The organism is Enterobacter sp. Sphag1F (assembly GCF_014193275.1).
Classification (GTDB): domain Bacteria; phylum Pseudomonadota; class Gammaproteobacteria; order Enterobacterales; family Enterobacteriaceae; genus Pantoea; species Pantoea symbiotica.
Map to the genome: position 1 here is coordinate 66,291 of NZ_JACHZD010000008.1, position 15,382 is coordinate 81,672.

The 15,382-nt window shown below is 53.1% G+C and carries 18 protein-coding genes; 8 read left to right on the forward strand and 10 right to left on the reverse strand.

What is annotated here, in order from left to right:
- Positions 1-71: 71 nt before the first annotated feature.
- From FHW71_RS21315 to FHW71_RS21325, 3 genes are all read right to left on the reverse strand, one after another.
- Positions 72-362: a hypothetical protein gene (locus FHW71_RS21315; protein WP_179452972.1), complete on the reverse strand. Its 291-nt coding sequence runs from the start codon at positions 360-362 to the stop codon at positions 72-74.
- A gap of 117 nt (positions 363-479) precedes the next feature.
- Positions 480-731, reverse strand: coding sequence for a regulatory protein YcgZ (ycgZ, locus tag FHW71_RS21320; RefSeq protein ID WP_008102068.1), 252 nt, complete (start codon positions 729-731; stop codon positions 480-482).
- A gap of 286 nt (positions 732-1,017) precedes the next feature.
- A complete protein-coding gene (locus tag FHW71_RS21325; RefSeq protein WP_179452973.1) occupies positions 1,018-1,851 on the reverse strand; it encodes an oxidoreductase in 834 nt (277 codons plus the stop codon).
- Positions 1,852-1,962: 111 nt separating this feature from the next.
- Here FHW71_RS21325 and FHW71_RS21330 point away from each other — a divergent pair, with 111 nt between their 5' ends.
- Together FHW71_RS21330 and FHW71_RS21335 are read left to right on the forward strand one after the other, a co-directional pair.
- A complete protein-coding gene (locus FHW71_RS21330) occupies positions 1,963-2,898 on the forward strand; it encodes an AraC family transcriptional regulator (protein WP_179452974.1) in 936 nt (311 codons plus the stop codon).
- Between the two features lie 54 nt (positions 2,899-2,952).
- A complete protein-coding gene (locus tag FHW71_RS21335) occupies positions 2,953-4,155 on the forward strand; it encodes an FAD-dependent oxidoreductase (protein ID WP_179452975.1) in 1,203 nt (400 codons plus the stop codon).
- A gap of 158 nt (positions 4,156-4,313) precedes the next feature.
- On the opposite strand, the gene yddG is transcribed toward FHW71_RS21335, so the two are convergent.
- Both yddG and FHW71_RS21345 read right to left on the reverse strand, forming a co-directional pair.
- Positions 4,314-5,201, reverse strand: a complete 888-nt coding sequence (gene yddG / locus FHW71_RS21340; RefSeq protein WP_179452976.1) for an aromatic amino acid DMT transporter YddG — start codon at positions 5,199-5,201, stop codon at positions 4,314-4,316.
- 178 nt (positions 5,202-5,379) lie between these two features.
- Positions 5,380-6,231, reverse strand: coding sequence for a Vmh family MBL fold metallo-hydrolase (locus FHW71_RS21345; RefSeq protein WP_179452977.1), 852 nt, complete (start codon positions 6,229-6,231; stop codon positions 5,380-5,382).
- A 122-nt stretch (positions 6,232-6,353) separates the two neighbouring features.
- Here FHW71_RS21345 and FHW71_RS21350 point away from each other — a divergent pair, with 122 nt between their 5' ends.
- A complete protein-coding gene (locus FHW71_RS21350; protein ID WP_179452978.1) occupies positions 6,354-7,232 on the forward strand; it encodes a LysR family transcriptional regulator in 879 nt (292 codons plus the stop codon).
- A 121-nt stretch (positions 7,233-7,353) separates the two neighbouring features.
- On the opposite strand, the gene FHW71_RS21355 is transcribed toward FHW71_RS21350, so the two are convergent.
- Positions 7,354-8,118, reverse strand: coding sequence for a helix-turn-helix transcriptional regulator (locus tag FHW71_RS21355; RefSeq protein ID WP_179452979.1), 765 nt, complete (start codon positions 8,116-8,118; stop codon positions 7,354-7,356).
- Between the two features lie 117 nt (positions 8,119-8,235).
- On the opposite strand from FHW71_RS21355, the gene FHW71_RS21360 reads away from it, so the two are divergent.
- Both FHW71_RS21360 and FHW71_RS21365 read left to right on the forward strand, forming a co-directional pair.
- Positions 8,236-9,024, forward strand: a complete 789-nt coding sequence (locus FHW71_RS21360) for a sulfite exporter TauE/SafE family protein (protein WP_179452980.1) — start codon at positions 8,236-8,238, stop codon at positions 9,022-9,024.
- 168 nt (positions 9,025-9,192) lie between these two features.
- Complete coding sequence (locus FHW71_RS21365) at positions 9,193-10,518, forward strand: hypothetical protein (protein WP_286176392.1); 1,326 nt, start codon at positions 9,193-9,195, stop codon at positions 10,516-10,518.
- Here FHW71_RS21365 and FHW71_RS21370 read toward each other — a convergent pair.
- The 3 genes from FHW71_RS21370 to FHW71_RS21380 form a co-directional block, all read right to left on the reverse strand.
- On the reverse strand, positions 10,505-11,233 hold the full coding sequence (locus FHW71_RS21370; protein ID WP_179452982.1) for a substrate-binding domain-containing protein: 729 nt from the start codon (positions 11,231-11,233) through the stop codon (positions 10,505-10,507). The genes FHW71_RS21365 and FHW71_RS21370 overlap by 14 nt on opposite strands.
- Positions 11,202-12,272, reverse strand: a complete 1,071-nt coding sequence (locus FHW71_RS21375) for an ABC transporter substrate-binding protein (RefSeq protein WP_218889495.1) — start codon at positions 12,270-12,272, stop codon at positions 11,202-11,204. The genes FHW71_RS21370 and FHW71_RS21375 overlap by 32 nt, the downstream gene beginning before the upstream one ends.
- An 87-nt stretch (positions 12,273-12,359) precedes the next feature.
- Complete coding sequence (locus tag FHW71_RS21380) at positions 12,360-12,968, reverse strand: TetR/AcrR family transcriptional regulator (RefSeq protein WP_179452983.1); 609 nt, start codon at positions 12,966-12,968, stop codon at positions 12,360-12,362.
- A gap of 133 nt (positions 12,969-13,101) precedes the next feature.
- Between FHW71_RS21380 and FHW71_RS21385 the strand changes: the two genes are divergently transcribed.
- The 3 genes from FHW71_RS21385 (at position 13,102) to FHW71_RS21395 (ending at position 14,263) form a co-directional block, all read left to right on the forward strand.
- Complete coding sequence (locus tag FHW71_RS21385) at positions 13,102-13,359, forward strand: YdgH/BhsA/McbA-like domain containing protein (RefSeq protein ID WP_008106912.1); 258 nt, start codon at positions 13,102-13,104, stop codon at positions 13,357-13,359.
- 76 nt (positions 13,360-13,435) lie between these two features.
- Complete coding sequence (locus tag FHW71_RS21390) at positions 13,436-13,879, forward strand: DUF417 family protein (RefSeq protein ID WP_179452984.1); 444 nt, start codon at positions 13,436-13,438, stop codon at positions 13,877-13,879.
- 48 nt (positions 13,880-13,927) lie between these two features.
- Entirely contained in the window at positions 13,928-14,263 is a 336-nt protein-coding gene (locus tag FHW71_RS21395; protein WP_008106908.1) for an SMR family transporter, read from the forward strand.
- Positions 14,264-14,301: 38 nt separating this feature from the next.
- On the opposite strand, the gene FHW71_RS21400 is transcribed toward FHW71_RS21395, so the two are convergent.
- On the reverse strand, positions 14,302-15,354 hold the full coding sequence (locus FHW71_RS21400) for an SDR family oxidoreductase (RefSeq protein ID WP_179452985.1): 1,053 nt from the start codon (positions 15,352-15,354) through the stop codon (positions 14,302-14,304).
- Positions 15,355-15,382 lie beyond the last annotated feature (28 nt).

Genomic DNA, 15,382 nt, shown 5'->3' on the forward strand with positions numbered 1-15,382 from the left:
AAACAAGCGTGAAGTGTTAACAGCTGTGAAACAAAAAGGCGAACGCGGATTAACCTGCGTTCGCCTAATGTTTAATGCTTGGTTCCATTACCTGAACCGTCACGATTGCGGAAAATATGCGTCACGTTGTCGGTATTCTTGATCGCCACTCCGCTCGACTGCGGTGTTTCAATATGATTCATCACTTCCGACATCGCGCGGCTTAGTGCTTGCTGGCGCGGAAGGTCGCGCTCAATCGACGCCATCCCACGCAATTTATCCAGCAGCGCGCGAGGTGAAAGCGGGCCGGATTTTTTCAGCAACTGTAAAATTGCATCGCCCATGATGATGTCGGTGAGCCGTTCTTCATCACTTCTGTACATAGATTCTCTCTGGTTACTGCGGCAGACCTGCGGCAAATAACAAAGTGGATTCAGTCTTACCAGTATGCGAATGAGGCGGAAACCACTTGGTTAATTCTCAGGCCAGCTGCGCCTGGTTTAGGATTCTCGTTCTACGGAAAACATCAGTCCAATTAATTGCTGATAGTGAATTTCTGCTTCAGTACCGCGCGCTTGTTCCATGCGGCACAGCAACTTAGTACACAGCGTTTTACGGCTAAGCGTCCTTCCGGAACGCAAGATTTCAACCACAATCTGCCCCAGCGTTTCCTGCTGTGAAGGCAAAGAGGCTTCTTTGAAGTAGCGCGCAATAGCTTCCGACGCTGTGGAAAAGTTACGATCCTGACGCATGGTTCCATCCTTAAGGTTGACGTATAACTTTAGCCAACAAACTTATACAAGTTTAATTAATATGTACAGGAATATGGCGAATCAGTTTCGCAGTGATTTGGCCAAAAGTGCTAATTTATTGTTAACAATAACTTAAGAAATGGATAGGGCAATGCTGAGTGTATTCCGCGCAATAATCGTCACTTTATCGTCTTTCGGTCGCCATAAATGGCGACCCTACAAAGGCTTGGCGCGTTTTTGTAGGGTGCGCATTCATGCGCACCTGCATATTACCGTTTATAGTTCATCAGCCATCCGTCGATCGCGTCAGCGTTTCCCAGCGATCAATCTCTGCGCTAAATGATTCAATCTTCTGCCGCACCAATGCCAAAGCATCGCTTCCTAACAACAGATGCGCCGGGGGATTGCTACTTTCGATCACATCCAGTATCGCACTGGCGGCTTTGAGCGGATCGCCCAGCTGTTTGCCGCTTTTCTCCTCTCGCGCCTGCCGAATCGGGTCGAAAAGCGCGTCATAGTCGGCGATGCTGCGTGCGCGACGCACCATCGAACGGCCAGCCCAATCGGTGCGAAACGATCCCGGAGCAACGGCGGTCACGTGAATGTTGAAAGGTGCCAGCTCTTTGCTCAGGGTTTCTGAAATTCCTTCCAGCGCAAACTTGCTGCCGCAGTAATAGCTGATGCCGGGCATGGTGATAAAACCGCCCATCGAGGTGATATTGATGATGTGGCCGTGACGGCGCTGGCGCATAAAGGGCAGCAAGGCTTTAATCATCGCCACCGCGCCAAACACGTTGACGTCAAACTGGCGGCGCATCTCATCCAGCGATGACTCTTCCATCACGCCTTCATGACCGTAACCGGCGTTATTCACCAACACATCTATTGGGCCAACGTGGGATTCAACATTGGCAATCACCGCATCAATGGCGGCGAAATGGGTGACATCCAACTCATAGGCGAAAGCATTTTCCGCATGCAAACTTTCAAACTCAGCCTTTGCGGCAGCATTGCGCACCGTACCGACCACGCGATAGCCACGACTTAGTGCAACTTGTGCCAATGCGCGACCAAATCCGCTGCTGACGCCGGTAATGAATAAAGTTTTAGTCCTGGACATTTGCGGTTTCTCCTCAAAAAGTAGAGGATGCATAATATTCTGGCGATTAAACGGCTTTAAGACCTTATCTTGTGTATTCCTTGCCTAATCTTATGAGAGTGATGTTGCGCGATGAAAGAAACGCTCCAGCAGCAAACGGTAGAACTGCTTAAAACGTTAGCGCCGCAGGAAGGTTACAACCTCACCGCGCTGCCGGACGTGCGCATCCTGCGTTCCGATCGGCCGCTGGCGCGCACGCCGGTGCTGTACGATCCGGGCATCGTGATTGTGTGTCAGGGATCGAAGCGCGGTTTCTTTGGCGATCAGATCTATCTGTACGATGAGCAACATTATCTGGCGGTTTCGGTGCCGGTGCCTTTTACCATGGAAACGGCGGCGTCAGCGGAACATCCGCTGCTGGCGATTTACCTGCATCTCGACTTCAATGTGGCGACTGAATTGCTGTTGCAGCTGGAGCAGCAGGATGTGGCGTTTGAGAGCCAGGCGGCGCAGAGCATGATGTCGAGTCCGATGGATCAGACGCTGCGCGAGACGGTATTGCGCTTTCTCACCACGCTAAATCATCCGCTGGATGCGAAGATGCTCGGCCCCGCGTTGGTGCGTGAACTCTATTATCGCGTGCTGACCGGTGCGCAAGGCAGCGCGCTGCGAGCAGCGCTAACTTTGCAGGGTCAATTTGGCAAAGTGGGCAAAGCGCTGAGCCACATTCACGCACACTATGCGGAGCCGCTAACGCTCGGACAACTGGCAGCGTTGGCGGGCATGAGCGTGCCCACATTTCACACCCATTTCAAAAGCATCACCAATCAGCCGCCGATGCAGTATGTGAAGTCGGTACGACTGCATCAGGCGCGCATGTTGATGGTGCGCCAGGAGATGACGGCGGCTGCGGCCAGTCACGCGGTGGGCTATGAAAGCGCTTCGCAGTTTAATCGCGAGTTCAAGCGTCTGTTTGGATTACCGCCAGCAGAAGAGATCAAACGCATGCAGCGTAACTTTGCCGTGCCGCCAGCGCACCAAGCTTCGCTGTTCGTTTCCTCACATTAACGCCAGTCTATGCTATAAATGATAACCATTATCATTTTTGGCGTGAGGCACAGGATGCAGTCAGCACAGGAAAATGCGTTAAGCGCGGATTGTTGTATCGTTGGCGGCGGTCCGGCGGGATTGATGTTGGGCTATTTACTGGCGCGCGCGGGTTTACGTGCGGTGGTAATCGAAAAACATCCCGACTTTCTGCGCGATTTTCGCGGCGACACCATTCATCCCTCAACGCTGGAGATCATGCGCCAGCTTGGCTTGCTGGATGAGCTGCTAACCTTGCCACATCAACGCGCGGAGAAGCTGCAAGCGGAAGTGGCTGGCGAAGAGATCACCATGGCCGATTTCTCACGTTTGCCGGTTCAGTGCCGCTTTATCGCCTTTATGCCGCAGTGGGATTTCCTCAACTTTCTCGCTAAAAAAGCCTCTGAATTTCCGGGGTTTACTCTGCTGCAATCCACCGCATTTGATGACTTCGTTTATGAGGATGGCGCAATCAGCGGTGTGAAAACGTTACAGGGTAACGAGCGTCACATTATTCGCACTTCGTTAGTAATAGGTGCAGATGGCCGCAATTCGCAGGTCAAAGCCAAAGCCGGACTCACCGGAAAAAGCTTCGGTGCGCCACGCGATGTGTTGTGGTTCCGGCTGGAGAAACATCCCGATGATCCGCAGCTGGGCATGGGCCATAAAGGGCCGAAGCAGAACTTCATTGTCATTGATCGCGGTGATTATTGGCAGTGCGGCTACACCATTCAGAAAAACCAGTTCGACGAGTTAAAACTGGCGGGATTGGATGCACTGAAAAGCACCATGGCGCAGGTGGCACCGTTCAGTGCAGAGCGCATGGTGGAAGTCGATGAGTGGGACAAACTCAAGCTATTGTCGATTCGCATCGACCGCCTCGATCACTGGATGAAACCCGGCGTGCTCTGTATCGGCGATGCTGCGCATGCGATGTCGCCGATTGGTGGCGTTGGGGTTAACCTGGCGATTCAGGATGCGGTAGCAGCGGCCAATATGCTGACCAAACCGCTGCAGCAGGGCAAGGTTGCCTTGCACGATCTGCAAAAAGTGCAGCAGCGCCGCCAGTTTCCAACGGTCGCAACCCAGTTCCTGCAAATCAAGATGAGCAGCAACAAACGCAAACGTTCTACACCGAGCAAAGTGCCACAGATGATCAGCCGCTTTCCGTTCCTGCGCCATCTGTTTGGCCGCTTAATTGGCCTGGGATTCCGCACCGAAAAGCCGCGTTATTTATAACCGGCAAAAAAAAGCCCGCTAAGCGCGGGCCAGGTAAACGTTACCAATCTGAAATTCTCGTAGCAACGCATTGCTGTGTGTTGCGTCGCTATAGTAGCAACAGATCGCTATCTGTGCAGGAAATGATCAATGAGTAAATTTTGTGCTAAGGATTAGTATTACGCTTTCCGCACGCGCGTTGACCACCAGCACATTAGCGATCCGAGGCTAACCATCGCGGTGCCTTGCCAGAAGGCGACGGTGAGATGCGAGCGCAGAATAAAGGCGGCGAGAAGCGAGGAGATGATCGGAATGAAGTAAGACGCGGCGGCCAAAATGGTGACGTTACCATGTAGAATACCGACATTCCATGCGGCATAGCCAAAGCCCATCGCCATCGCCGCTAGCGCCAGACTGACGCAAACCCCAACGGATAATACAAACGGCGGCTGTGGCGAGAGCAAAAACTTCAGCCAAAGCGTCAGTGCGGTTAGGATAAAGAACAGCGTTATGCCATTGCTGCCATTAGCAATTTTTTTGGTTACCACACAATATACCGCCCAGATCACCGCGCCGCTTAATGCCAGGCCGTAACTCAACGGATTATCCATCACGTTATTGGCGATCTCGCTGAATGAAAAACCCTGATCGCCGCCCAAAACGCGACAAATGCCCGCAACCGCCAGCAACACGCCCGGAATAATCAGCGGATGGGTTTTTTGCCGATTCACTATCACCGCTAAAACGATGGTCAAACTTGGCCAGAGATAATTGACCATGCCGACTTCAATCGCCTGGCGTCCGCTGTGGGTAAAGCCTAGTGAAAGCGACAGGCAGAGTTCATAACAGACGAACAGTACGCTGCCGATAATCAAATAGCGGCGCGGAAAAGAGCGCAGTTTTGGCAAGCCTACGGTGAAAATCAGCAAAACCGCGCTGGCGCTGTATATCAGTGCCGCACCGCCCACCGGGCCGAATCCTTCACTGACATTTTTAATTAGTCCTACAATCGCGCTCCACAGCAGAATGGCCATTAAACCAATCAGCGTCGCTCTCTTTTGGGGCATGACCCGCAACCTTATTTCGCAAATTCGGGCCAAAATCCTATCAAATCAAACGCGCTTTGTATTTGCTGGATTATCTGCGGTCTTTCGAGAGGTCGCCATGAATGGCGACCCTACAAGGGATTGGAGCAGTTTTTCGTAGGGGCGCCATTTATGGCGACCTCACTCACTGAAACATCCATTACCACTTCATCTCGCCGGTATTCACTTTGGCGCTCAGATCCAATGAACTCTCCTCCGGCAGATGCGGATAAGCGGCTTTCATGGTCTCGATCACCTGCGCCGAACCTTTATGCTGCTGTAACGCTTTCTCAAAGGTTTGCAGGTAGTTCAAGGTAAAGGTAATCGCCTCATCACCCGCCGGGCGCTCGCCAAGATAATGGCCCGGAATCACCTGTTTAGGTTGCAGTTTTTGCATTTCGCTCAGTACATTACGCCACTGCTGACGAATAACTGGCGTTTGTGTATCGGCGGTCCAGACGTGAATGCCGGAAGCCACGCCGGTGCCACCGAGAATCGCTTTGTTGGCCGGGATCCACACGTAAGCGGCGTAATCATCGGCGTGACGCAGTTCCAGCGTTTCACCGTCGATTTTAAAGCTGGTTGCATGCGTAACCTGCGGAACATACAACTGCTTTGGTGCGCCGTTCTTCATCTGCGGACCCCAATACGCCAGTTTGGCGGCTTTGGTCGCTTCGATGTGTTTCACCACGTCCGACGTCGCCACAATCTTCACCTGCGGGAACGCTTTTACAATCGGTTCCAGACCGAAATAGAAGTCAGGATCGCCGGAGGTGATGACAATCTGCGTCAGCTTTTTGCCGCTGGCTTTAATCATCTGCACCAGCTTTTCACCGTCTTTGGTGCTGAACTGCGCATCAAACAATATTGCTTCATGCTGTCCGGAAACCAGCGTGGAAGAGACCGGGAAAATGCCGTTCTCCTGCGGGTTATACACCTCTAAATGGAGCGGCGCAGCGAAGGCAGGCAGGGCGGCAAAGGCCAATGCCAGTGTCAGCGTTTTCATTTTCATCGAATTTTCCTTTATCCGGCACCTCGCCGTATTTGTGGGCTCTATTGTAGGGAAATCGCTGGCTGGTAGAATTCCCGAAACTGGATATGATCAGTTTCATAAAACGATCAGATGGAGCCAACATGGACAGAGTCACGGCGGCAACAGTGTTTAACCGCATTTGCGAGCTGGGCAGCTTAAGTGCTGCGGCGCGTGCGTTGGATATTTCGCGGCCGATGGTCAGCCGCTATCTGGATGAAATGGAGAAGTGGGCCGGCGCGCGTTTACTGCACCGATCATCGCGCAAGCTAACCATCACGCCCGCTGGCGAGAAGATCCTCGAAAAATCGCGCGCGCTAGCCAGATTAGCCGAAGAGATTGCCGATCAGGGCGCGGATAGCGAGCCGCACGGCACGTTGCGCGTCGCATGTGCGCACTCCACCGCCACGCATATTCTGGGGCCAATGATCCCGGCATTCCTGGCGCGTTTCCCGGCGGTGCGCATTGAGCTGGAGATCAACAATCAGCCGGTGAGTTTGATCGGTGAGCGCATTGATGTGGCGGTGCGCATTACCGACGATCCCGAACCTGGCGCCATTGCCCGACGTTTAGGCGAGTGTGTTTCGGTGGTGTGCGCGTCGCCGGACTATCTGCAGGCGCATGGTTTGCCGCACACGCCAGCCGATCTCGCGCAGCATAACTGTCTGCATTACAGCCGTTTCGCTGGGCAGAGCTGGCAATTTTTAGATGCGCACGGCGAAACAATCTCCGCAGCGGTGCACGGTAATTTCAGCGCAGGCATCTCGTCGGTGTTGTGTGATGCGGCGATTGCCGGTTGTGGAGTGGCGATGGTGCCGGAGATGGAAGCGCGCAACGCCATCGACAACGGACAATTGCAAACCGTACTGCCGGCTTATCAGCCAAAAACGCTGGCGATCTATGGTCTTTACATGTCGCGTGAAAGGCAACCGGCGGCGCTGCGTGCGTTTTTAGATGCGGTGCAGCAGCAGTTAAGCGCCTGAATGTTCGACATGCATTTGGGCTTGAAGGAATGACCAAATAATCAGTGTGTTAGGCAAATGATTCTGGCTAAGAAAAGCCGGTTTTCAGCCTGAAATCGCCAAAGTGGTGGCGAAACTTTGCTCAATTTTGGTCGATATAAAATGATGGCACCTGACCGGTGACGCGACGAAACATAGTGGAGAAAGCGGAGCTGCTGTCATAGCCGAGCGATATCGCCACCTCATTAACCGATTTGCCCGCCACCAGCCACGCCAGCGCCGTCACCACGCAGGCGCGTTGTCGCCAGGCTGAGAAGGACAAGCCGGTTTGCTGCAGGAAATGGCGGCGGAAGGTGCTGGGGCTCATAAACAGCGCGCTGGCCCAACGATCGGCGGCATCATGAATGGTTGGCGCCATTAAAAAGTTCTGACATTGCTCCAACAGCGCCGGATGCTGCGGCAGCGGAATATCGAATTCCCGTGCTGGCATCGCCGCCAGCTCCAATAGCAGCAACTGCACCAGCGTTCGATCGCGATCGGATGCATATAACAGCGGTAAATCAACCGCTTCAATTAACAGCTGTCGCAGCAGCGGCGAGACGCTGATGACGCTACAGCGATCGAGCAAGGCTGCCGCACAAGCCGGCTCGATATACAAACTGCGCGTCGAGACGCCGATAAACTTCACGCTGTGCGCAGTGTTCGGCGGAATCCACACCGCATGCTGCGGCGGTACCACCCATTCGCCCGCCTGCGTTGCGACGTGCATTAAACCTGTCGCGCCATACAGCAACTGCGCGCGGCGATGGCGATGCTCTGGCAGCACAAATCCCTGCGCGTAGTCATTGCCCAGCGCCACCACGTCACGATCAATATGGTCGTATTCATCAATGTGACTATTTCGCATCCCCGACATCCACCGCAAATTGACTGATTTGCAAGGGTAAATGAGCGCTGCGCAAATGGGAAGCGGGCTGCTTGCTGCGTAAGCTGCATCACTCTTTTCATGATGCAGAGAAAGGCGATGAACGAGCTGTTAATTATTGGGTTGGCGGGTTTTGCCACCGGCATCACCACGGTGTTGTTTGGCTTTGGCGGCGGTTTTGTGGTGGTGCCGTTTGTCTATCAATTGCTGTTGCAGCAGCCACTGCTGGCGGCGCAGGCGATGCATATCGCGGTGGCAACCTCGACCGCCGTGATGATTTTCAACGCCAGTTGGGCCAGCTATCAAAACTGGCGGGCGGGCAAATTGCATGATGTCCCTTTGTTGCCGCTAATCTGGTTTATCGCGCTCGGTGCGGTGATCGGATCCTGGCTGGCGGGCGTGATGAGCGACATGTGGGTGCGCAGGCTGTTTATGCTTTACATGGTGGTGACTATCGCTGATTGCCTGCTGCGGAAAGGCTTTTTTAGCCGCACTACACCGCGAATGTTGTCGCAGCTGACCGTCAGCGCAGGCGGCACAGTGATTGGTGTGATCGCCGCCATGCTCGGCGTTGGCGGCAGCGTAATGACCGTGCCGCTGCTGCGTCGTCATGGTTATGCCATGCGCGATTGCGTCAGCGCGGCTAATCCGCTGTCGCTGCCGGTCGCCATTTTTGGCGCGATAACTTACGCCATCAGCGGCTGGCAGCAGATTCCTGCCAGCGGTTATCTCGGCTTTATCAGCCTGAAAATTTTACTGCTGCTGGTGGTCGCCGGTTTTATCGGGATGGTGTTTGCCCGCCGCTGTATTCCGGCGGTGCCCGATGTCTGGCATGCGCGTACCTATGTTCTGCTGTTGTGCCTGGTATTGTTGGCTATCACTGTGTAAACCGGTTAATCGTTAAGCCAATTTTAAGCTTCGCCACGTACAGTGCCCTCATTGTTACAACCATCAGTAAACGAAGTCAGAATTAGAGGGCGATCGCCGAACTCCTGCAGATTGCCCGCGTCTACAGAGCGTACTGAGCTTTGAGTTAAGCGCTGGAGTGTTCATTTGTTGCGATTACTGTTTCTGCTGATGGGTGGGCCGGCACTCAGATCCGGCTGGCCTTATCTCGCCGCGTTAGGTGTGATTTGTCTTGGGGCCAGTGCCGGGATCGTCATGGATCTGCTGCAACATGGAACGGTCTCCTTTCCTTTGCAGCTTTTAGGCATGTTTTTGGCATTAGAGGGTGGAGCGGAAGCGTTAAATGCGTTTTATGCCCCCGCCGGTATCGCCTGGCCGTCTTTGATGAAATCGACGATATTGCTGATCTTTGGCGCGCTGGTGTTTCTCGCTCCCCACGACAGCGGCGTTTGCCTTTCCCTGGCATTCGCTACGGTGTTTTTACTCGATGGCGGTTTTCGCGTCATCTCATGTTGCCTGATGCGCTGTCGGCGCTGGACGCGCAAATTAACGCTCGGCTGTAGCGAGTTGGTGTTCAGCGTGCTGATTGCCACCAACTGGCCGCTATCACCGCATGTGATTGTGCCGCTGTGTTTTGCGTTGTTGCTGTTGGGTTGGGGCATCAATCTGTTGGTGATGACGGCACAAATCCACGCTTTACCCGCCAACACCAGCGTCACTGCATTGCCAATGTTTACGCGTGCCGGTCTGCGTGCGCCGCACGGATTAGGCTATGTGCATCCGCCGATGAGTCAGAATGCGGTGAGCACGCCACTTAACGTCTACATCTGGACGCCGGTGGGTTCCGGCGATGTGGCAGGTCGTCGTCCGTGGTTTGATCGCTGGGTGGCGGCGATTGACCATCGCGGCGAAGTCTCTACCGGCCATACCTCGCTGGAAATGGGCGAAGAGATTTACATCAGCCTCTATCCTGCGGATGACGTTTCCCGCGATTTTCGTGGCTTTCTGAAAACGTTACGCGCGAAAGAGGAGTTTGATGTAGAAGGTTGTTTCCTGCCTTCACTGGAGAAAGAGATCAAAGCGTGGTGTCGGCCCGACAAACGCCTGACGCTGCCACATTATAATCAGCAAGCGCTGCGTAATTTCTGGCTCAGCAACGCCAGCGACACGCGCTATAACCTGACCTCACGTAACTGTTCCACCAGCGTGATTCAGGCGCTGGATGTCGCCACCGAAGGTTTGCTCGGCGAGCGCGGTTTACAGGGTTTATGGGTGCTGTTTAATCCTGACTTCTGGCTGTTGAGCCTGGTGCGCAGTCGCGCCGAAGGCATGACCTGGACGCCGGGATTGGTGATGGATTATTGCCTGCTGCTGCGTCAGGTTTTGGCACCGGCACAGCGCTTGAGTCGCTATAAAAGGGCGGCGAGTTGGCTGCAGCAGCAGCTTGGAAATAAGCGTTCGGCTACCGATCCGTAAACGGTATAAAACCGTGCTGCTGCAGAATTGTTTGCGCCGCAGCGGATGAGAGAAATACCGCGAAAGGCTGTGCGGCAGCTGAGCAGCTCGCCCAGCCGTATTTGGCCTGAACGTTGAAGGGCGCGGGGATGCTTATCACCTGTAGCTGCGGGCAGCGCCGCAAGCGCGGCGCATAGCTGGCGTAACCGATAAACATGTCAGCGCGTTGCTGCTCAATCAACCATTGTGCCGCCAGTTCACCAGCGGGCACCACCAAACTGTCTGGACCGCCGACCAAAGCACGCGCTTTGGTTTTCAGCATGATTCCTAATCCGGGATGCCGTTGCTCAATGTTATCAAACAGTTGCCAGGCGTAATCACCCGAGGGATCGCTGAGAGGTGTTGAGGTCGCTAAGCGCAAATCATCCCGGCACAGCAGCGATAACCAATCATCCGCTTTCGTGACAATGTCACGCCGCGCCGTCAGGCACAGCGTGTTGGCGGCAAATAATCCCACTTCTATTGCGCGTCCCGACTGCAATAGCGCTTCAGGATGCCTTCGATTGGCGGAAGCAAAGAAGTCGCAGGGTTCACCTGCTTCGATGCGCTGACGCAGCAGGCCCGCTGGAGCGAAATTGGTGGTGAGTGAAAGGCCGGAAAGCGCGCTAAATGCCGCCACCAAATCCGGCCACACGGCGCGTAAACTACCGGCGGCCAGAATCTTCAGCGTGGTCATGATAATGCGTCCGGTAGAAGCGCTGATACCAGCGATCGGCTTGTTGTTGTATATCGATGTCGCGGAATTTTTCCGGGTAGAGCTTTTTCGCCATCCACAGTTCACCGAGGCCAATCGCTTCTGGCATCGGATAGCCCCACGCTTTGGCGTATTCCGGCATTAGCCACACCCGATGATTTTTCACCGCGTCAATGGTTTGCCAGCGCGCATCCTGCTGGATCTCCGGCACCACGTTAGGATAGCGATCCTGCACGAAAATCACCTGCGGATTCCACGCCACAACCTGTTCCATGCTGACCTGTTTGAAACCCTGCACGGGCGCGGCCGCCACGTTGAATGCGCCCGCATGCGCCATCATCAAGCCAGTGTATTTACCCGATCCGTAAGTGGTGAGATCGGGATTCGCCATATAGGCACGTACGCGCTGTTGTTCGGGCAGATTCTTCAAACGATCGCTGACGATTTTGCGTCCCGCAAAGGCGGCATCAATCAATTCCTGCGCCTGTTTTGGCTTATTAACCACATTGCCAATCAGCGTGATGCCTTCCTTAATGCCGAGATCGTAAGCCTGATCTTCATTCTGCATGCTGGGATTAATTTTGCCTTGCTGACCGGCTTCATCGTGACGCAGTGAAATCGCCAGCACCGGAATGCCCAAGGCAGAAATCTGGTCGATCATCTCTTTCGGCGCATAGTTGGTGACAAACACCACCTGCGGATGCAGCGCCACCAGCTTTTCCAAATCAACATGCGTCAAATCGCCCAGCATCGCTTTTTGCGTTAGTTCCGGCACCAATTGCGCATAACCCTCACCTAATTGCTGCTTCCAGTTCGCCAAAATCCCGACGATTTTATCGGTGGCGTTTAGCTGCACCAGCAGGTTCAGGGTTTGATGTTGCAGTACCACTACGCGATCAATCTTGTCCGGAATCTCCACCTGACGGCCAATTTGATCGGTGACGACGCGGCTGGCATAGCTGTGCAACGAGGCGAAAGTGAGTAATCCCGCGAGAATAATCCGCTTAAAAGAGATGTGCATAAAGGCTCCTGAATTCGATATGCACCGGAGTATATAGCGATTAACCAGGCGGAGATATGGCTGTTTTTAACATCACAATATCTGGCCTCACTCGCACATCACTGCATCGATCATCTTATCGATCATACTGTTAATCACCTTCTGGTCGGGATTATCCAGCGCCATCAGGGCTAAACCGCTTTCGAAAGTCAGAATAAATTCAGCGGTTTCTCCAGGAGATAATTTGCCTGAAAGGGTGTTGTTCTGCTGTGCACGCTGCGCTTCCTCGATGATCCACGCTTTAAATGCATGACGTTCGTTGAATAACTCAGCACCTAACGATGAGGCTTCAGGGCGAAATGAGAGCGAGGAGAACACCAACAAGCAGCCTGGCGGTTTGCCTTCGCAGGAAAAAAGGTTAAACGCCGAAAACAGGAACTGCTTAATCTTATTGTTAAAACTCAATTCCTCTGAGGAAAGAATCTTCTCCAGATCCGCCAGCCACGTCGTTTTGTAGTGTTCAAGCGCAGCAATAAACATCCCTTCTTTATTGCCAAAGGCCTGATACAAGGTGGCGGGTTTGGTACCCGTTGCCTGGGTAAGATCGTTGAGTGACGTGGCTTCATAACCTTTGTTCGCAAAGATCGAGAACATGATCGCCGCCAGCTCTTCTTTGGGTAACAGACGCGGTCTGCCTGATTTTTTGTTGACATTCATTTACATAACTCCCTTGCGATCTGAACTTTCTGATAAAGCCATCACATATTTTAGTGATCACTAATAAAATGTGGTGCGTTTGCTCTTCAGCTGCGTTATATATTTTAGCGAACACTAACAAAAGGAAGATATTATGAAAAGCGCAATCATCGCAGTTTTGGTTTTGATCCCATTTTTCTCCAACGCAGCTCAGGAACTCACGCGTAACAGCAGTGAAAATGTGGTGCGTACCGGCAGTATCAGTGTACAGGGCGGTACGCACAGTGAACTGGTGACAAAACTGGCGGCGAAAGCCGAGATGAAGGGCAGTGATTTTTATCGCGTGACCTATATCAACACGCGTAATCAGGGTTATGCCACCGCCACCTTATATGACAGCGTTGAGATGTAATCGACATCATGAACCATGACTTTATGCCAGCTCATTTCTTATTGAGCTGGCTGCATAAATCACTGGAGAGTTTATTATGACAACAGCTAAACAAATCTGTACTTCACGAGTGGTCCATTTCCTCGCGAGCAAAGAACCGATGGTGTTGAGATTATCGGTGATTATTATTTTCCTGGTTTTTGGTATGGCAAAGTGGTTTGAATTTGAAGTTCAGGCGCTGCAGCCCATATTTACCAAAACATGGCTGAGTATTTTTCCCTACTTCCTTGGCCTGCACGGCAGCAGCTATTTTCTTGGTGTGGTTGAACTCATCACGGTTATTCTGCTTATTGCGGGTTTTAAGCGTCCGGATTTAGGCATGATAGGCGCTGGATTGTTGATTCTTACCGGATTAGTCACGCTAAGCCTGTTACCGCAGTTGGGCGGACTCGATTCGTTTATTTTCAAAGATATTATGGTGGTGGCGATTGGTCTGACGTTACTGAAGCGCGATTTAATCCGTTGGAAAAACAACCTCTAACAGCTACTCTATAATGCGTGTTTACTCTCGGGCATTTAAGAGGGCTTTATGAATAATGTTTACGTGATACTGGCGATATCCATCGTCGCTGAGACGATTGCCACAACCATGATGAAGGCTTCGCAAGGATTCTCACGCCTTATTCCCAGCGTGGTTGTGGTAATCGGTTATGCCATTTCATTTTATGGATTATCTCAAGTGGTTAAACAGATGAATGTCGGCATTGCTTATTCTATCTGGGCTGGAATGGGCATATTTTTGGTGTCGGTCATGTCTTATTTTTTCTACAACCAGAAACTGGATTTTGCTGCAATGGCGGGCTTAATGTTAATCGGGCTGGGCATTGTAGTGATTCAGGTTTTCTCTAAAACTATTTTGCATTAATCGATTAATAACAGGGAAGCGCAGGCTTCCCTGTTGGCTTAAGGGATAATGCGTGCTGCGCGTAACTGCGTAAACAGCGTAAAGAACATCTCATCCGTTGCCTGATATCCGCTAAAACCCGCGCGCCGCAATTTGCTGCCGTCACCAAACATGTCGTAATCCCAGCCAAAGACAAAATCGGCAAATTGCCCATCATTCAGTTGCAAGATATCCGGCTCGATCAGCTGATATTGTTCAGCGATGTTTTGCCATTGGTCGCGGTAATCCTGGAAAAGCTGATGAAACGACAGATTTACCGCTGGCGCGCATTCCAGTTCAAACCAGCGGGCGATCGCCGGCCATAATTCGCTCCAGCGCCACAAATCGCCGTTGTTGACGTTGAATGCCTGATTGTGGGCGCCAGGCGCATTGGCCGCCCACAGCGTGGCCTGCGCCAGCAATCCGCCATCGGTGTGATCGACCATGCTGTGCCAGGCGAGTGAAGAACCGGGAAAACGTAGCGGCAAACCCTGAGATTTACACAGAGAGGCATAGAGCGCGATGCTCAGCGCCAGGTTCATGGCATTGCCGGGCAGCGCGCTGCCGACCACGCCGGGTCGCAGGGCATGCCAGTGCCAGCTTTTTCCGCGTTGAAAGTCACTGAGCCAGCGCAGCTGTTCCGCATTGAATTCGGCTCCCGCCACGCCGGGATCGCTCTCACGCGCGGGCGTTTTGAACGGCCCCAAATGCGCGCCATATACTTTATATCCCTGCATCAAACTGACGCTGCGCAGCGGCGCGACCTTATCGATGTTAACCACCAGATTGCGCAGCATCGTCACGTTAGGCTCGACCATCTCGCGCCAGCTGGCGGCATTCAGCCACGCGCTGTAGAAGATATGCGTGACCTGATTGAGCGGGGCCAGCGCTTGCGCGCTCTGTTGCGCATCCCGCAGATCAACGTGGATGAAAGGGATATCTTGCGTTGAGATTGCGGGCTGGCGCGTCAGACCGATTACCTGCCAATCCTGCTGACGCAGTGCGGTGACCAGCTGACTGCCAACAATCCCGGTCGCGCCTGCTACCAATGCGACGTTATGTGTTTGCGACATGATGATTCTCCTGTGAATAAGACAGCTG